The organism is Methylobacterium sp. ME121, assembly GCF_000974725.1.
Taxonomy (GTDB): Bacteria; Pseudomonadota; Alphaproteobacteria; order Rhizobiales; family Beijerinckiaceae; genus Methylobacterium; species Methylobacterium radiotolerans.
Genome location: NZ_BBUX01000037.1, coordinates 37,312 through 55,006, shown reverse-complemented (window position 1 = coordinate 55,006; position 17,695 = coordinate 37,312). Strand labels below are relative to the sequence as shown.

The 17,695-nt window shown below is 68.6% G+C and carries 17 protein-coding genes and 1 pseudogene; 5 read left to right on the top strand and 13 right to left on the bottom strand.

The features are described from left to right. Positions 1-1,134: 1,134 nt before the first annotated feature. Together ME121_RS20745 and ME121_RS20740 are read right to left on the bottom strand one after the other, a co-directional pair. Positions 1,135-1,370: pseudogene (locus ME121_RS20745) on the bottom strand (IS630 family transposase); the annotation flags it as partial. An 871-nt stretch (positions 1,371-2,241) separates the two neighbouring features. Next, entirely contained in the window at positions 2,242-3,549 is a 1,308-nt protein-coding gene (locus tag ME121_RS20740) for a TAXI family TRAP transporter solute-binding subunit (protein WP_202130960.1), read from the bottom strand. Between the two features lie 257 nt (positions 3,550-3,806). Between ME121_RS20740 and ME121_RS20735 the strand changes: the two genes are divergently transcribed. From ME121_RS20735 to ME121_RS20730, 3 genes are all read left to right on the top strand, one after another. After that, positions 3,807-4,040 carry a hypothetical protein gene (locus ME121_RS20735; RefSeq protein ID WP_043074418.1) on the top strand — a complete coding sequence of 78 codons (234 nt, stop codon included), beginning with the start codon at positions 3,807-3,809 and terminating at the stop codon, positions 4,038-4,040. A 75-nt stretch (positions 4,041-4,115) separates the two neighbouring features. Further along, positions 4,116-4,289 (top strand): hypothetical protein, encoded by a 174-nt coding sequence (locus ME121_RS33900; RefSeq protein ID WP_179239941.1) that lies wholly within the window; start codon positions 4,116-4,118, stop codon positions 4,287-4,289. A 133-nt stretch (positions 4,290-4,422) separates the two neighbouring features. Beyond that, on the top strand, positions 4,423-5,214 hold the full coding sequence (locus ME121_RS20730; RefSeq protein ID WP_043074417.1) for a 2-keto-4-pentenoate hydratase: 792 nt from the start codon (positions 4,423-4,425) through the stop codon (positions 5,212-5,214). Here the strand turns inward: ME121_RS20730 and ME121_RS20725 are convergent. From ME121_RS20725 to ME121_RS20680, 11 genes are all read right to left on the bottom strand, one after another. Continuing rightward, entirely contained in the window at positions 5,201-5,662 is a 462-nt protein-coding gene (locus ME121_RS20725; protein WP_059409527.1) for a PTS sugar transporter subunit IIA, read from the bottom strand. The two genes, ME121_RS20730 and ME121_RS20725, sit on opposite strands and share 14 nt — an antisense overlap. 31 nt (positions 5,663-5,693) lie before the next feature. After that, a complete protein-coding gene (locus ME121_RS20720; protein WP_043074416.1) occupies positions 5,694-6,440 on the bottom strand; it encodes a response regulator transcription factor in 747 nt (248 codons plus the stop codon). After that, positions 6,437-9,151, bottom strand: a complete 2,715-nt coding sequence (locus tag ME121_RS20715; protein WP_059409526.1) for an ATP-binding protein — start codon at positions 9,149-9,151, stop codon at positions 6,437-6,439. Before ME121_RS20715 ends, ME121_RS20720 begins: the two co-directional genes overlap by 4 nt. 9 nt (positions 9,152-9,160) lie before the next feature. Continuing rightward, entirely contained in the window at positions 9,161-9,766 is a 606-nt protein-coding gene (locus tag ME121_RS20710; RefSeq protein ID WP_043074415.1) for a K(+)-transporting ATPase subunit C, read from the bottom strand. Between the two features lie 60 nt (positions 9,767-9,826). After that, a complete protein-coding gene (gene kdpB / locus ME121_RS20705; protein WP_043074414.1) occupies positions 9,827-11,917 on the bottom strand; it encodes a potassium-transporting ATPase subunit KdpB in 2,091 nt (696 codons plus the stop codon). A 61-nt stretch (positions 11,918-11,978) separates the two neighbouring features. Continuing rightward, positions 11,979-12,176: a hypothetical protein gene (locus ME121_RS20700; protein WP_043074413.1), complete on the bottom strand. Its 198-nt coding sequence runs from the start codon at positions 12,174-12,176 to the stop codon at positions 11,979-11,981. 3 nt (positions 12,177-12,179) lie between these two features. Then, the gene (kdpA, locus tag ME121_RS20695) at positions 12,180-13,895 is read right to left on the bottom strand and encodes a potassium-transporting ATPase subunit KdpA (RefSeq protein WP_059409525.1); all 1,716 of its coding nucleotides are present in this window, start codon (positions 13,893-13,895) and stop codon (positions 12,180-12,182) included. A gap of 22 nt (positions 13,896-13,917) precedes the next feature. Beyond that, on the bottom strand, positions 13,918-14,007 hold the full coding sequence (locus ME121_RS20690) for a K(+)-transporting ATPase subunit F (RefSeq protein ID WP_017484418.1): 90 nt from the start codon (positions 14,005-14,007) through the stop codon (positions 13,918-13,920). 551 nt (positions 14,008-14,558) lie between these two features. Continuing rightward, complete coding sequence (locus ME121_RS33895) at positions 14,559-14,699, bottom strand: hypothetical protein (RefSeq protein ID WP_179239942.1); 141 nt, start codon at positions 14,697-14,699, stop codon at positions 14,559-14,561. 138 nt (positions 14,700-14,837) lie between these two features. Continuing rightward, entirely contained in the window at positions 14,838-15,035 is a 198-nt protein-coding gene (locus ME121_RS20685) for a hypothetical protein (protein WP_043074411.1), read from the bottom strand. Positions 15,036-15,160: 125 nt separating this feature from the next. Beyond that, positions 15,161-15,487 (bottom strand): YnfA family protein, encoded by a 327-nt coding sequence (locus tag ME121_RS20680; RefSeq protein ID WP_043074410.1) that lies wholly within the window; start codon positions 15,485-15,487, stop codon positions 15,161-15,163. Positions 15,488-15,670: 183 nt separating this feature from the next. Between ME121_RS20680 and dapA the strand changes: the two genes are divergently transcribed. Both dapA and ME121_RS20670 read left to right on the top strand, forming a co-directional pair. Further along, positions 15,671-16,660 carry a 4-hydroxy-tetrahydrodipicolinate synthase gene (gene dapA, locus ME121_RS20675; protein WP_059409524.1) on the top strand — a complete coding sequence of 330 codons (990 nt, stop codon included), beginning with the start codon at positions 15,671-15,673 and terminating at the stop codon, positions 16,658-16,660. Positions 16,661-17,101: 441 nt separating this feature from the next. Next, entirely contained in the window at positions 17,102-17,695 is a 594-nt protein-coding gene (locus tag ME121_RS20670; protein WP_179239943.1) for an AAA family ATPase, read from the top strand.

The window sequence follows — 17,695 nt, the reverse complement described above, 5'->3', positions numbered from 1 at the left end:
GGGGGAGGCCCATGTCGGGGGCATGCCGAGTCCGGATCCAGCCCGCCCGGCGCGCGAATCGACGGCCACGATTCGGTCCCAGGGCCGGCAAGATCCGGATGGCCCATCCTCGGCCTGATCAATTATGACTGAGTACTGGTCGGACGGTAATTACCGTGCACTTGAGATGCGCCTCCCTCTCGGAGGGCGGGCCGCAGTCGCGGTTTCGGTAAAGCCGTGAGAGCTTCAGACGAGGTGTGGTCGCGAGGGCTGGCCGACTAGTTTTCGTGTGTGGTCAATAGCAAGGAGTTTGAGGTTAGCGTATCAAGTCGCCAAGCTCTTCGATGTCAGACCTACATCCAACGATCGGCCGTCTCGAAGATTTTGGAAGAGTCATAGTCCCCGCTAAGATGTCTCCCGCTACGCCGAGGATTTGGCTAGCTCGATGTAGCCAAACGCGTTCAGGTGTGAGCAGAATACACCGATCATCGTTCGCTAATATTACATGCTCTGGGCGTCTAGATATTAATCTTGATCTGATTGCGAAAGCCCAAGCTCGCGGCGGCGTGACTGTGAGCAGCAGCGCAAATGGATTATCTTCGTTGTAATTGAAAATATGAACTGATTTGATGACATTGTAGGGTATAAATTTTCTTGCATCCTTGGTTAGTGGTGCAAAATTCCAGATCGGGTCATCGGATAAGTTGCAAGCAACAGGTTCAATTTGAATTTTTAATTTAGGGTCGTAAGTCGCCCCATTCTGAAAAGGAAACCGGTTAGGTTTAATTGATCGCCAGATTCGAGTCATTCTGATTTATCCCAAAATATAAATCTTTCAGACCGCCTCAGAAAGATAGTTTCATCATGGCTTTTGCTTTGCGTAAGCGAGATTTTTGGCAGGGACCAGCCTAAAGCGGTGAGTGACTAGCACGCGCTCATACATAGAATGGGGTTAAGACGCCATATGACTCCAGAGCTGAAGCGACGGCTACTGGTCGAATCGTGCAACGCACGTTCACAGACGTATCGGAACGTTAAGTCGAGTTGCTGTGCGGCAACACCTCTGCAAGCGTTCAACGCTCAAGAAGCTTAGTGCCGCGTCCCGGTTTTCTCGCTAAGCATTATGGCAAAGGTCACAACTAGAGCCATGCCCGCTCACGTGGCGACGGCCAAGTTAATTTCGTGCCCGGCGGCAGCGATGCAGATGCTGCACTCATCGACCGTGAACCGAGTGAAGGCCTGCCGGATGGTGTACCACAGCTCGGGGATAGTCCGGGCCACCGCAGTTCGGAGCAGGCCCTTCAACTTAGCGAAGATCTGCTTGATCGAATTGAAGTCCGGCTGTTGGGCGGGAGGTAGAGCAGCCTCGCCCTCACGGCCTCTATGGCCTTCCGCGGAAGACTCACGGGGTTAGCCAGGAACAGCTTCTCTGTTGCGCAGGTCGTTCACGGTGGGTGCCTCTCCACACGCGAACCCGTCCCCATGATGCAGCTTGTCATCCCGGGACGGGATGGCGCCGCAGGAAACCGAGCAGGATCGCGTTGAACCGCGCGGGCTGTCGGAATGCAGTCAGTACGCCCGACGCGATCATCGTCTGCTTACTGGATCTCGCTTGGGCCAACTGAATGGCTGTGATAGGCGCGAAGCCGAACGGCCGATTTTGCAATCATTGTCGACTCGGCATGACGTCGTCGGGCCGAAAGCGGAATGGCTGCTGTTAGGCTCAGATTGCGGGCAAGCGGACGTTCAGCGCGGCTAATTTAATGGGCTCAGAGTGCCGTCCTCAGGACCATCCACATCATACCACTGAAGGTCTGCATCAAGTTGCGAATCGGGCGTGACGCTGCTGATGCTGGCGCAAGCTGACGCCCAGTTTTTGCACCCCGGCGCAATGATGTGCTCTGAGGCGCAAAGTTCTGCTTAGATATATCTCAAGTTAGCCAAGTGGCAACAAATTAAACCTGAAGATATTTCGATTGATCGTCTTCCCTTTTTTGCAACCCGGCTCCCGGACCTGATCATCAAGGACTACGCCGTGCTGGCAGGCCGGTGGCCCGTCGTTTCCGAGGCAAAACCGGCTACCTGCGCGCACGCGCCTTCGGCGCAAGCCTAGGCATCGCTAGGACCCGCAGGCATCGAATGTTTCGAGACTGGCAAGCACCACTCATCGCGCCGCCGCCATCTCGGCAGCCTCGGCCTCACCTCTGCGGCCACCGACAAAAATACAGGTTGCGGCGCCCGGCGGCCTCGCACGAGTCGATATCACGTCGGCACTCCGTTCCGGTCCAAGACCCGCTTCACGGTCGAGCGCGCCGCCTCGATGGCCACTGTGGCGGCGCCGAGCGTCCGCGGTTCGGTCGGCCTATTCAGGGCATGGCGGGCAATGCTCCCGGCGAGGTCGTCCACCTCGCCCGCCATCGCCTCCAGGCGCGCACGGTCGGTCTCGCGGCGCGCCTCCGAACGAAGCTCCAGCAGCCTCCCTATGGCCACCTCGATCCGCTCCCGGCGGATGCGTCCGAGGCGCTGCCGCAGCCACGCGGCGGTCGAACCCAGTCCACCACCGAGGATGGCGACGAGGTAGATCCAGCTCTCGTAGCGCTCGATGAAGGTCTCCTGCTCGCGCTCGTAGTAGTCGATGGCACCCGGATGGCTGGGCAGGCGAGCGCTGGTTGCGTCGGCGGTGTCCTCGTAATCGGGGTGGGTGACGTCCTCGGCCGCCGGCACGGTCTCTGCGAGCGCCGTGCGCATCTCGAACAGGTGCTGGGTCACTTCCGCGGCCACGCTGCGCGACAGGCCGGAACGGGCCATCAGCCGGTAGGACGAGCCCACGGTCGCGACGTCCTCGCCGGGGAGGCGCGGGTTGCCGCCGTACAGGGCCGCAGGGACCGTGACCGCTTGCAGGCGCGGCCACCGGGCCAAAAGGGCGGCGGTGTCGGGAAACCCGATCAGCGCGACCTCGCCGGCTTCACTTGCCTCCCCCACGAGGCCGACGATCCGTCTCGCGGACGGGAGGGTGGGCGTCGTCACCAGCGCCATGGCGTCGATCCGACCGTCGCGGAAGGCGGCCGCGACGTCGGACTTCTCCACGGGAACCAACGCGACGGACTTTCCGCCCACGACACCGGTCGGAGGATTGGTCAGGAGTTCAAGCCCATCGTGGGCGAGGAGATCCCGCAGCAGCGTGCGATCCGCCGTCCGCGCGGCCAGCATGCCCAGCCGCTTCCCCGCGAGGTCCGGGATGGCCTTGATGCCGGACGCTCCGGGAGCCACGACGAAGGCCGCGAGCTCGCGCAGGATGGCGAGCGTGAGGCCGTTCCCCGGCAGCGCGACGTCGGGCCTGACCACCGCGAGGTCGGCCTTGCCGCCCCGCAGTGCCTCGGCGCTTTCCTGCACGCCGCCGAACGCGACGACCTTCAGGCGGACGGCGAGCTTTCGACGGGCGAGTTCGTCGGCGTAGGCCTGCAAGAGGGCTGGCTCGGTTCCGCCGCTCGGGGCGACCGCGATGGTCAGAATCGTGGCCCGGGTCAAGTAGAAGCCAGTGGCGACGAGAAGGATGAGCAAGAGCGCCAAGCCGAGGGGCAGCCATGCCCCGCGACCATCCGGAAACGCTAACTTGCGCACGACTGCCCCCCAACCTCGCCGGGTCGACCGGCAGTAGCGCCCAGTTGGGCGGCGGGCCTCCCGATTTCGAGGGGACGGAAAGTCGGCACCAGAAATCCTAACGACACACTTACGGAATCGACGTCGCTTCCCGCTCGAACCCTAACGCATTCGGGCCCAGCTTAGGGTCGCGGTTCAACGAGGACCGCGCGAACCCCAGACACACGATGTCTCCCACCATCCACGTTGCCGCCATCCATGCCGAGGCCCCCGCCTCGGACGCGGCCCGGTTCATCGTAGGCCAGGACCCGGAAGGGCACTGGGTCGCCATCGAGACCCACGGGCGGGCCGGCGGCATCTTCCGCAGCCGGAAGGCCGCCGTCGACTACGCCGAGGACGAGACCGACCACCGGCCTGACGCGGTGTTCCTGTCCGGGGAACGCGTCGAGTTCCGCATCTGAGAACGTGCCCGGCCCACTGGAGCGGCCGGGCCGCGCTTCCCATATCACTCCCGTAACAGATCCCAGGGGTCACCCGTGTCCACCCGTTCCGTCCGAGCCCGCCACTTCCGGCACCTGGGTTCCGGGCGCCGCAGCGCAGACGCCGTCCGGACATCGGACCTCGTCCTCGCGGTCGCGGGTGTCGCCACGCTCGGCGGCTTCTGCCTCCTGCTCGCCGCCGACGTCCTTGGCGACCTAGTGGGCATCTGACGCCCTTCGAACGGCGGGCGATGCGGTCGGCAGGTCCTTAACGGGATACTGATACAGCGACCCCGTCCGCCTTCTCGAACCCTTATGCGAGAGCGTGCAGGCTCCGGGACCTTCCGTGTTCCCAGAACTTGCCATGCTCGCCCTCCGCACCGCCAGCATCGACCCAGACGCGCAGGGGCGGCGGCTCGCGCAAGCGCGCATCGCAGGCAACCTCGCCGACGTCGACCTTTCGTCCGTGATGACCTTGGAGGATGCCGAGGACGTATCCGACGCGACCGTGAGGGCGCTCGGCTGGGCGCAGATCGGCTACGCCCTCGTCGGCACGCATCCCGCGGTGGCGCGCACTCTCCGGCTGGGCGGGCCGGTCGTCGGACCGCTCCTGCGCGAGGCCATCCTGGACGACGGCGGGACGCTCCGGCTGCCGCGCGGCGCGCTCGGCGCCAGCGTCGGCCTCACCTTCATGATCGGTCGCTCGTTCCCATTCACCGACGAGGAGGCGACGACCGCGCGCAACGCCCTCGGCGCCTGCGCCGCCTGCCGGCTCGACCTGCACATCGTCGGGCGGCGCACCGCGCTGCCGACGGTGCTCGACGAGCGGGCGGCGACAGCGGACCTCGGGCTGGAGGTCGCCCACGTGGCCGGACCATGGATCGACGGCTGGATGAGCGCGGACATCGCCGCCGGAGAGGCGAGCCTCGCCATCGACGGGAACGTGGTCGCCCGTGGCCACGGGCGCGACGTCATGGGCGACCCGCTCAACGCGGTCGCGTGGCTGGCACGCCACCTCGCCGACCGCGGCTCGGGCCTGAACGGCGGCGACCTCGTGTCGGTCGGCAGTTGCTGCGGCCTCGCGCAGGTGTTGCCCGGCCAAATACTGACGGCCAGGCTTGGCGGGCTCGGCCCAATCTCGCTCAGGCTTTGCTGAGCATCCGGTCGCCGACGACGGCGTGCAGCGCGGCGGCGTCGCGGGCGCCGCGCAGGGCCGCCGCGGTCTCAGGGTCCCGCAGCCACCGCGCCACGCAGGCCAGGGCGTTCAGGTGCCGCCCCTCGCTGCCGGCGGGGAGCAGCAGCAGGAAGACGAGGTCGATCGGGCGGTCGTCCACCGCGTCGAACTCCATCGGATCGCGCAGCCGCGCCAGCAGGCCGAACGGTCGGTCGATGCCTTCCAGCCTCGCATGGGGCAGCGCCACGCCGTCCCCTACGCCGGTCGAACCCAGTTCCTCCCGCCTGGCGAGGGGGGCGAGGATCACGTCGACGGCGAGGCCGAGCCGGTCCGCGGCCCGCGCGGCCAGGCTCTCCAGCAGGGCTTTCTTGGATGGGGCGCGCAGGCCCGCCAGGACGTCCTCGGGCGCGAGGATCTCGTCGATGGTCATGGTGCCGGCCGGCGGGGCGTCGAGAGCGGCATCAGTGCGTCGTCTCCGTCGTTCGCGGCCCGGCATCGTTCGCGGCGCGCGGCTTGAGGTTTGGCTCGTCGTCCGGGGCCCGGAGGCGATAGCCGACGCCGGTCTCGGTGAGAAGGATGCGCGGCCGCTCGGGGTCGGCCTCAAGCTTCTGGCGGAGCTGGCGCACGTAGACGCGGAGGTATTGCGGCTCGGACGAGACCGCGACCTCGTGCATGAGTTGCGCGTGGGTGAGCACCTTGCCGGCATGGAGCACGAGCACGCGGAGGAAGTCGTACTCGCGCGGGGTGAGCTTCACCTCGACGTCGTCGACCCTCACAACCCTGCGGACGAGGTCCACGCTCAGGCCGTCAATTCGGAACACCGGACGCTCGCCGCGCTGGGCGAGTTGGTGGCGCAGCGCCGCCCGGAGTCGGGCCAGGAGCTCGGCCATGCCGAACGGCTTGGTCACGTAGTCGTCTGCGCCAAGGTCCAGCGCCTCGACCTTGCCGGCCTCGTCGTCCCGGCTCGACAGGACCACCACCGGCAAGCCGGGATGGCTCGCCCGGATCGTCCGCAGGAGGTCGTGGCCGCGCATGTCCGGCAGGCCGAGGTCGAGCAGGACGAGGTCCACGCCCTCCCGCCCCAGCACGTCCAGGGCGGTCGCCCCGTTCGGCGCCTCCAGGATGGCGTAGCCCTGGGTCGAGAGGCCCATGCGCAGCAGCTTACGGATCGGCGGCTCGTCGTCGATCACGAGGACGGTCGGGCTCATGCGGCGATGTCCTTTGACGACCGAGCGGGGACGGGCAGTGTCACGGTGAAGACCGCGCCCAGCCGGTCGTGCCGGTTGCCCGCGGTGACGGTGCCGCCCATCGCCTCGACGAAGCCGCGCGAGATGGCCAGGCCCAGCCCGGTACCGGCTCGGACGCGGTCGCTCTTGCGCACCCGGTAGAACTTGTCGAACAGGCGCTCGACGTCCGCCTCCGGGATGCCGTTGCCCTCGTCGAGGATCTCGATGCGGACGGACCGTCCGTCCTGGCGGGCCCGCACCGTCACGGTCGTGTCCTCGGGCGCGTACTTCGCGGCGTTGTCGAGGAGGTTCACGAGCACCTGCTCGAACAGGACCGGGTCGAGGCGCAGGGTCGGCAGGTTAGGCGCGAGGTCGACCGCGATCCTATGGCCGCACAGCACCTTCTCGACCCGGCGCAGCGCCGTGTCGACGGTCTCGGCCACATCCTGCGGGGCGAGGTTTGGCGCGACCGCGCCTGCCTCCAGGCGGGTCATGTCGAGGAGGTTCACGATGAAGCGGTTCAACCGCTCCGATTCCTCGATGATCGTACCGAGCAGCTCCGCCTTGGCCGCGCCGTCAAGCGCGGTGTCGAGGTCGCGCAGCGTGCTGGCCGCGCCGAGCACCGACGCCAGCGGCGTGCGCAGGTCGTGGCTGATCGAGGTCAGCAGCGCCTGCCGCAGTCGGTCGGTCTCGGCGGCGCGCTCGGCCCGGTCGAGATCCTCCACGAGGCTCACCCGCTCGATGGCGAGCGCCCCCATGTCGGCGAGGGCATCGAACATGCGGCGGCCCTCCGGCGTGAGGATCGGCCCGGTCCCGTCCGCGTCGAGGCCGACCACACCGACGGTGCCGCGCCCGGTCCGCATCGGCAGGAACAGGCGCTTGGCGCCGGGCAGCGTGTCGGCGCCCCGGCCCGCGGGGCGGTCGTTGTCGAAAGCCCACTGCGCCGCCGCGACGTCGGCCTCGTCCAACATGTCCTCCGGCGGGTAGCCGGCCCGCACCGTCACCGCCTTGCCCTCGGGTAGGAGGAGCACGACGCGCACCTTCAGGATCGCCGCGACCTGGGACGAGGTCGCCCAGAGCACGTCGTCGAGGGTGCCGCAGGCGGCGAGCTTGCGCGAGAATCCGAACAGCCGCTCCGTCGCCCGCGCCCGTCCCTGGCTCACCATGGCGGTCAGCCTCGCCCGGGCGGCGAGGTTGGAGACGAGCACGGCCACCAGGGTGAAGAGCAGGAACGCGGCGACGTTGGTCGGGTCGGCGATGGTGAGGGTGTAGACCGGCGGCAGGAAGAAGAAATTGTAGGCGAGCGAGGCGGCCACCACCGCGGCGAGCGCCGGGCCCAGGCCCCATTTGACCGCGACCCCAACCACGGCGGTGAGCAGGAACAGGTCGGCGTTCTCGACGCCCGCGTAGGGTTGGGCCACGACCGCCGCACCGAGGCCGGCCCCCACCGCGGCCAGAGCAACGAGGTAGGGCCGGGCGTCGAACGCCGTGCGCGGTGCGGCGGTCGCGACGGCGCGACGTGTCGGCTTCTCCGGCTCCACGGCCTCACCGGGCACCACGTGCACGCAGATGTTGCCCCCGTCCCGGACGAGGTCGTGCACCACCGAGCCGTTGACGAGTTCGAACAGGCGGGAGCGCTCCGACTTGCCGACCACGACGTGGTTGACGTTGGCCGAGCGGGCGTAGGCCAGGATGTCGTCGGCGGTCCGGCGGCCGCCGGGGAGCGTGACGGCGTCGCCCCCGAGCTTGTCGGCGAGCCGCAGGGCCTCGGCGATCCGGTCGCGCTGGGCCTCGCTCAAGGAGGCGGCGCGGGTGCCCTCCACGGCGAGCGCGGTCCACGGGGCGTGCAGGCGGTCGGCGAGACGCTTCGTGTAGCGGACGAGGCCGGAGGACCGGGGATCCTCGCTGACGCAGACCAGCACGCGCTCGCCCGCCGCCCAGGGGCCAGCGATGGCGTTGGCCCGCATGTGGCTCAGGAGTTCGTCGTCCACCCGGTCGGCCGTACGCCGCAGCGCCAGTTCCCGCAGGGCCGTCAGGTTGCCCCGGGAGAAGTAGTGCTTCAGCGCGCGCTCGGCGTTGGTCGGGACGTAGACCTTCCCGGCCTTCAGGCGCTCGATCAGGTCGTCGGGGTTAAGGTCCACCACCTCGATGTCGTCGGCCCGGTCCAGGACCCCGTCAGGCACGGTCTCACGCACCCGGATGCGGGTGATCGAGGCGACGACGTCGTTCAGGCTCTCGACGTGCTGGATGTTGAGCGTCGTCAGGACGTCGATGCCGGCATCGAGCAGTTCCTCGACGTCCTGGTAGCGCTTCGGATGGCGGGAGCCCGGCGCGTTGGTGTGGGCGAGCTCGTCGACGAGGGCGAGCGCCGGCCGGCGGGCGAGCAGGGCGTCGAGGTCCATCTCTTCAAGGACGGTGCCGTGATACGGCACGGGCCGCCGGGGGATCACCTCGAAGCCGTCGAGCAGGGCCTCGGTCTCGGCCCTTCCGTGTGTCTCGACGACGCCGATCACCACGTCGGCCCCGGCCTTCAGCCTGGCACGTCCGATCGTCAGCATCTCGTAGGTCTTGCCGACGCCGGGGGCGGCCCCGAGGAAGACCTTGAGTCGGCCGCGGGTCCGTTCCTCCCGGCGCGCCGCTTCGAGCAGCGCGTCGGGCGAGGGGCGGTTCGGGTCGCGGCCGTTCTCGGACATGCTCGTTCCTCAGCGCTTGGCGAGGTCGTCCAGGGCGAGGTTGAGCGCCAGGACGTTGACGCGCGGCTCGCCGAGCAGGCCGAGCGTGCGGCCCTGGATCTGACCGGCGACGAGGTCGCGCAGCTTGTCCTCCGGGACGTTGCGGGCCTTGGCGACGCGCGGCACCTGGAACAGGGCTGCGTCGGGTGAGATGTCCGGGTCGAGGCCGGAGCCGCTGGTCGTCACGAGGTCGACCGGAACGGGCTGGCCGGGGTTCTCGGCCTTCAGCGTGTCGAGGTCGCCCTTGACCCGCTCGGCCAGCGCCGCGCTCGTCGGGCCGAGGTTCGAGCCGGAGGAATTCGCCGCGTTGTAGGGCGCCGGGACGGTCTTGGTGGCGTCGGCCGGGTCCGCCGCCGTGGTCGCCGAGGGGCGGCCGTGGAAGTAGTTGGCCCCGGTGAAGTTCTGGCCGATCAGGCTGGAGCCGACGACCTTGCCGTCGCGCTCGATCAGGCTGCCGGCGGCCTTGGCCGGGAAGATGGCCCCCGCGATGCCGGTCATCGCCAGCGGGTAGGCGAGGCCGGTGACCGCCGTCATGGCGACGAGGAGGACGAGGGCGGGGCGAAGCTGGTTCAACATGGCGAGGGCTTTCGTTGGACGGCTCCCCTCCCCACGAGGGAGAGGGAGAGGACGCAGACGTTACGCGAGGTGCAGGGCGCTGACGGCGAGGTCGATGGCCTTGATGCCGACGAACGGCACCAGGACGCCGCCGAGGCCGTAGATCAGCAGGTTCCGGCGCAGCAGCGCGGCGGCGCCGACGGCCCGGTAGGTGACACCCTTCAGGGCCAGCGGGATCAGCGCCACGATGATGAGCGCGTTGAAGATGATGGCCGACAGGATCGCGCTCTGCGGCGAGGCCAGGTGCATGACGTTCAGCGCCTGGAGCTGCGGGTAGAGCGTCAGGAACATCGCCGGGATGATGGCGAAGTATTTCGCCACGTCGTTGGCGATGGAGAAGGTCGTCAGCGCGCCGCGGGTCATCAGCAACTGCTTGCCGATGCCGACGATCTCGATGAGCTTCGTCGGGTCGCTGTCGAGGTCGACCATGTTCCCGGCCTCGCGGGCGGCCACCGTACCGGTGTTCATGGCGACGCCGACATCGGCCTGGGCGAGCGCCGGGGCGTCGTTGGTGCCGTCGCCACACATGGCGACCAGCTTGCCCTGGGACTGCTCCTTGCGGATCAGCGCGAGCTTGTCCTCCGGGGTGGCCTGGGCGAGGAAGTCGTCCACCCCCGCCTCGGCCGCGATGGCGGCGGCGGTCATCGGGTTGTCGCCGGTGATCATCACCGTGCGGATGCCCATCTGGCGCAGTTCCGCGAAGCGCTCGCGGATGCCGCCCTTCACGATGTCCTTGAGGTAGACGACACCGAGTAGGCGGCCGTCCTTGGACACGGCGAGCGGGGTGCCGCCGGCCTTGGCGATGGTTTCCGCGATGGCACGGATCTCGGTCACGACGCCGGTCTCCGCCTCGGGACGGACGGCCAGGGCCACGTTCGAGCCCCGGCTCGCCATCGGCTGGCCCGAGACCGAGGCGATGACCGCATCGACCGCGCCCTTGCGGATCGACGTGCCCTGCAGGTCCACCCCCGACATCCGCGACTGCGCGGTGAACGGCACGAAGGTGGCGTTCAGGCTCGCCATGTCCCGGGCGCGGATGCCGTACTTCTCCTTCGCGAGGACCACGATGGAGCGGCCCTCCGGCGTCTCGTCCGCGAGCGAGGCGAGTTGCGCCGCGTCGGCCAAGTCCTGCTCGGTGACACCGCGGACGGGACGGAACTCGGTGGCCTGCCGGTTGCCGAGCGTGATCGTGCCGGTCTTGTCCAGCAACAGCGTGTCGACGTCACCCGCCGCCTCGACGGCGCGGCCGGACATGGCGAGCACGTTGAAGCGCACCAGCCGGTCCATGCCGGCGATGCCGATGGCCGAGAGCAGCGCGCCGATGGTCGTGGGGATCAGCGTCACGAACAGGGCGACCAGCACGATCACGGGGATCGACCCGCCCGCGTAGCTGGCGAAGCTCGGGATCGAGGCCACCGCGAAGACGAACACGAGGGTCAATCCGGCGAGCAGGATGTTCAGGGCGATCTCGTTCGGCGTCTTCTGCCGCGACGCACCCTCGACCAGAGCGATCATGCGATCGACGAAAGTCGAGCCGGCGGCCGCGGTGATCCGGACCTTGATCTCGTCGGACAGCACCTGTGTCCCGCCGGTCACCGCAGAGCGGTCACCGCCGGACTCGCGGATCACCGGAGCGGACTCGCCGGTGATGGCGGCTTCGTTGACCGAGGCGACGCCCTCGATCACCTCGCCGTCGGAGGGGATCAGGTCGCCGGCCTCGACGAGCACCACGTCGCCGACCTTCAGCGAGGTGCCGGGCACGCTCTCGTAGCTGCGACCCTGGCCGGTGAGCCGCTTGGCGGTCATCTCGGTGCGGGTGCGCCGCAGGCTGTCGGCCTGGGCCTTGCCGCGGCCTTCCGCCAGCGCCTCCGCGAAGTTAGCGAAGATCAGGGTGAACCACAGCCAGAGGATGATCTGGCCTGAGAAGAGGAGGTCGCTGCCGCCGGTGAGGAGGTCGCGGGCGAACAGGATGGTCGTGAGGACGGCCACGACCTCGACGACGAACATGACCGGGTTCCGGATCATGGCGCGGGGGTCGAGCTTCCTGACGGAGCCGACGAGGGCCGGCCCGACGAGGGCGGCGCTGAACAGGGATGAGGTCTGGCGGGACATGGTCTGAGGTGTCCGGAGAGGGGCGGTGGGGCCCGGCCGCGAGGGCCGGGCCTGCCTTGGTTCAGGGAGCGGTCGCACCGGAGGTCAGGACGAAGGCGGCGGCGAGGGCGAGGCCGCCGAGCATCACGACGCCGAGCAACGCCATCACGAGGTCGGAGGTCCGCAGGGGCTGGGCACCGCCGCGGTCGTGCCGCAGCGGGGGGCGGTGCAGCGCGAGGTGGTGGCGCGGCACACGACGGGCGTGGAGGGCGCGAGGCATGCCTCAGCCCCCCGTCGCGAAGGTCTGGCCGGCCACGGCCGCGAAGTGCTCGACGATGGGTCCGAGCGCCAGGGACGGGAAGAAGGTCAGGCCGCCCATGATCAACACCACGCCGACCAGCAGCCCGATGAACAGGCCGCCATGGGTCGGGAAGGTGCCCGCGGAGGCCGGAACCGTCTTCTTGGCTGCGAGCGAGCCCGCGATGGCGAGCACCGGGATCTTCACGAAGAACCGGCCGACCAGCATGCCGATCGCCAGGGTGCTGTTGTAGAACAGGGTGTTGGCCGTCAGCCCGCCGAAGGCCGAGCCGTTGTTCGCGGCCGCCGACGTGTAGGCATAGAGGATCTCCGAGAACCCGTGCGGGCCGGCATTGGCCGGACCGGCAAGGCCCGCGGACACCACCGTGGCGAGCGCGGTGAAGCCCAGCATCATCAGCGGCAGGCAGAGGATGCCGAGCATCGCCATCTTCACCTCCTTCGCCTCGATCTTCTTGCCGAGGTATTCGGGCGTGCGGCCGACCATCAGGCCCGCCACAAAGATCGCCACGATCACGAAGATCAGCATGCCGTAGAGACCGGCGCCGACACCGCCGATAATGACTTCGCCGAGCTGCATGTTGATGAGCGGGATCAGGCCGCCGAGCGCCGTGAACGAGTCGTGCATGGCGTTGACGGCGCCGCATGAGGCCGCGGTGGTGATCACCGCGAACAGTGCCGAGGCCGCGATGCCGAAGCGGGTCTCCTTGCCCTCCATGTTGCCGCCCGTGAGCCCGAGCTGGGACAGGACGCCGGTCGCGTTGGCTTCCGCCCAGTAGGTGACGGCGACGCCGGCCACGAAGAGCAGGCCCATCGCCGCGAGGATAGCCCAGCCCTGGCGCTCATCCCCGACCATGCGGCCGAAGACGTTGGTGAGCGCCGCCCCGATCACGAAGATCGAGATCATCTGGAGGTAGTTCGACAGGGCGGTGGGGTTCTCGAAGGGATGCGCGGCGTTGGCGTTGAAGAAGCCGCCGCCGTTGGTGCCGAGCGACTTGATCGCCACCTGGCTCGCCACCGGACCGACCGCAATGGTCTGCTTGGCGCCCTCCAGCGTCGTGGCGTCCACATAGCCGCCGAGGGTCTGCGGCATGCCCTGCGAGACCAGGAACAGCGTGAAGACGATGCAGATCGGCAGCAGCACGTAGAGGGTGGCGCGGGTCATATCGACCCAGAAAGAGCCCAGCGTCTTTGTGGAGGCACGGGCGAACCCGCGGATCAGCGCCACGGCGACCGCGATGCCGGAGGCCGCCGACACGAAATTCTGGTGCGTCAGCCCAAGCATCTGGGAGAGGTACGAGAGCGTGGTCTCGCCGCCGTAGGACTGCCAGTTCGTGTTGGTGACGAAGCTGGTCGAGGTGTTGAACGCGAGGTCCGGGGCGACCGCCGACTGTTCCGCCGGGTTGTACGGCAGCACCGCCTGCAGCCGGAGGATCGCGTACAGCAGCACGAAGCCGAGCAGGTTGAAGACGATCATCCCCCCGGCGTAGCCGAGCCAGGTCTGTTCCTGGCGGGCGTCGATGCCAGCCACGCGGTAGAGCCCGCGCTCGATGGGAGCGAGCACGGGCGAGAGGAAGGTGCGCTCGCCGTTGAAGACCCGGGTCATGTAGGCCCCGAGCGGCTTCACGAGCGCCAGAACGACCGCGCAGTACAGCGCGATCTGGATCCAGCCGTTGGTTGTCATGGGGGGAGGTCCGTCTGGCCGCTCAGAACCGCTCGGGGCGGACGAGGGCGTAGGTGAGGTAGACGAGGAGGCCGGCGGTCACGAGGGCGCCGAGGGCGAGGTCGAGGGTCATGGCGGCGTGCCTCAGAGGCGATCGCAGAGCGCGGTGTAGCCGGCGGTGAGCGCGAAGAAGGCGAGGCCTCCGGCGATGAAGACGATGTCGAGCATGGGGGTCGTGTCCGGTTCGGCGGGCCGGAAGCGGGGACGCCGCGACCGGTCTTTGCCGACCCTGAATGTGGACCGGAACCGCGTTAGGGTTCGAGACGGAGCCAGGGGCGATCTTATAAGGAAGCCGTTAGGATCGCTCCGATTCCGATCTACCCGCGCTTGCCGGACCAGCGCCTGGACGCCACGCGGCGCGCAATTCGTGGCAGGCTCCGGGCACGTCGATGTGCGCCGACCGATGGCATGCCGCGCGCCACAGGGCCCGGTCGACGCGGACCACGCCGGTGTCTCCGCCGGCGAAGCCGCTGAAGGGGATGCCGCAGGCGGTACAGCGACCGTCGATATGTCGGAGCACGACGGCGTCGGACGCGGTCCCCACCTCCGGCATCGGGGAGGCGGAGGGGAACCTGGGGATCGGGCACGGCAACCGGCCGCGCAGGCCTGGGCGGGAACCGGCGCTCAAGATGGGGGCAACACGTCGATGACGTTCAGGGCAAGCAGCCCGAAGCAGAAGGCCGTCCACGAACCGAGGACCAGGACCATCAGAGCGAAGACGCGGTCGTCCCTGCATTCCGCGGCGATGTGCCGAAAGACGATCATCTGGATGCTCCACGCGGGCGAAGGCCCGGTGGTGCGAGAGGTCTCGCTTACGCCGTTAGGGAACAAGACGGAGGCGGGCGCCGCGGTATAGGTAAGTCATAAGGCGCCGCGGTCGGGTTCCGGGACAGGTCCCTTGGCTCAGCGCTTACCCGCGAGGCGGTGGTCCCTGATCGCGCGCCGGGTCGCACGGCTCGTGCACAGCCGCCGGAATGCGTGCTGCGCCTCTTGCTCGGACGGCACGGCGGCGCGGGCCCGCAGCGTGGCGGCCAGGGCCTCCTCGCCGCGACAGGCATCGAGGGCGCCGAAATCCCTGTCGTCGTTCAGGTGATGGGTCATGTCCGCGCTCCGGTGATGAGGGTCATCCCAGGTGAGCACGGGACCGCGTAAGGATGCGAGATGCCTCGGATGGCATCTCCATCAGGGTTTCATCAGGAGTGCGGGTGCCGATCCTGTCCCGGGAATCAGCTTCCCCGCGGCGCGAAGATGATCAGGCCGCTGCCGAGCAGGCATATCATTCCCCCGACGACGTCCCACCTATCCGGCCGGTGACCCTCGAAGCCCCATAGCCAGAGGATGGCCGCGACGACGTAGATCCCGCCGTAGGCTGCGTAGGCGCGACCGGCGGCCTTGCTCTCCACGAGGGTCAGCAAGTAGGCGAACAGCGCCAGCGAGGCCATGCCTGGGATGAGCCACAGCGGTGACCTGTCGAGGCGGAGCCAAGCCCAGAATGCGAAGCAGCCGGCGATCTCGGCCAGGGCGGCCGCTGCGAAGGCGGGGTAGGTGAGCATGGCCGCGTGTTCGCACGGGCGGGCAACACAACCAAGCCGGGGCGCCGGGCCCCTGTCCTGATGACTTCCTAATCCTGCGAGCCCGCTTGGCGTCTCGTTCCCTTATGCGGGTCGCCTTATCGTCGACGCCAAGGCTTACCGCCCCCCCACCTCACCGCGGCCTGGCCGATCCCGAGGTTCTTCATGTCCCTATCCCGCCTCGACCGGGCCGAGCCGTCCGATGCCGCCAACGCCGGAGCGGACCGGTTCGGGGGCTCGCTGACGGCCCTGGTGACGCCGTTCGCCGACGGAGGACGGAGGCTCGACGAGCGCGCCTTCGCCGGGCTCGTCGAATGGCAGGTCGCGGAGGGCACCGAAGGCCTGGTGGTCGCCGGCACCACTGGCGAGGCGCCCACGCTGACGGCGGGCGAGCACGACCGGCTGCTCCGCATCGCCGTAGAGGCCGCCGCCGGGCGCGTTCCGGTCATCGCCGGCACCGGCACGAACTGCACCCGCAGCAGCATCGAGCTCACGCGGGCCGCCCAAGCCGCGGGCGCCGATGCCGCGCTCGTGGTCACGCCCTACTACAACAAGCCGATGCAGGAGGGGCTCTACCGCCACTTCGCCGCCATCGCCGGCTCGGTCGACCTCCCGATCCTGCTGTACACCGTGCCGTGCCGGACGGGCGTCGACATCGCCGCCGACACGCTCGCGCGGCTGGCGGCGATCCCGAACGTCGTCGGGATCAAGGACGCGACGGGCGACTTGGCACGGCCGACGGCGACCGCCCGGTCGATTGGGACCGTCTTCCTTCAGCTCTCGGGCCACGACGCGACCGCCGCCGCCTTCAACCTCGCTGGCGGACGGGGCTGCATCTCCGTGGTGTCCAACGTCGCGCCGCGGCTGTGCGCCGACCTGCAGCGCGCCTGCCGGGATGGCGACTTCCGGGCCGCGGCGGCCATCCAGGCCCGGCTCGCGCCCCTGGTCTTGGCGCTGGAGCGCGAGACCAACCCGGGGCCGGTCAAGCTGGCCCTCTCCCTCCTGCAGGCGGACGTGTCCCCGGACATGCGCCTGCCGCTGGTCGCGCCCTCGACCGGGACGGCCGTGGCGGTCGCCGAGGCCCTCGAAGCGGTCCTCGGTTCGAGGCCGGAAGCCTCCGGCCTCGAACCCGAGCCGACGTCCCGCGCGGCCTGACGGCGCGCGTCCACCCTCGGCAGGTCGCCCATCCGTGAAGACTGCCCGCTTGCGGGCGAGGTGTCGCCGCCCGAGATCCACCTTGGCCGTGCCGATGACCGGTCCGTTGTCCGCCAGGGCTCGCCACCATGGACGCAGATGCTGGCCTCACCTCCTGAACCTTCCCGGACGCAGACGCCTGGCGTCGTCATGGCTGTCAACACGGTCGGTTCCCTCGGGCGCCCCTACGAGCGGAGACGCGGGGTCCGGTAGCATCGGCGTCTCGGTGGCTACGCCGGCCGGCGGGCGCCGCCGCCCGGGGACTGTCCCATCCGCGCCGCCCGGGCTGGCCGGCTCGATCAACCTGTTTGGGGAGGACGTCGAATGAGCGCCGATAGCGACAGCCTTATCGCCGCGGGTGCTGGCTCGGGGAACCTCTCGTCCGACGACCTTCGTCGGCGGATGCGATCAAAGCTGCCTGATCGAGACCTGAGGGGGCTGACCCGGCTCGACAAGCTCGAAGACGTCTATGTCGAATGCAGCCGCGACAGGATCCTGGAGGATACCTTCGCTCAATTCATGAAGTACCACCTCACCGAGAAGCGCCTGCGCCTCAAGGAGGCTGAGGTCTTCTTCATGATCGGTCCCAGCGGGGCGGGGAAGAGCCTCGCGATGGATCGGGTGTTGCGCGCACACCCGTCCCTTCAGGCGGAACGGCGGTCCTTCGGCGTCGTGCGGCCCCGCATCTCCATTTCCCTGAGCGGATACGTCCACCCCAGGATCCTCGCCGAAATGATCCTCGACGAGGCCGGAGCGCGCGTCGGCAAGATCGGGCGCGGCGACATCTGGTACAGGCTGCCGGAGGAGCTCCTGAAGCGGGAGGTCAGCGTCGTCCATATCGACGAGTTCAGCCATCTCATCCGGAAGGGCAAGACGCCCGAGATCGAGGAACTCGCGGATGCGATCAAGGGGGCATCGATCTCGCGGACCCATCCGGTCGCCTTCGTCCTGTCGGGGCTACCCAAGATCACGAGGCTTCCCATCAAGGACGAGTAG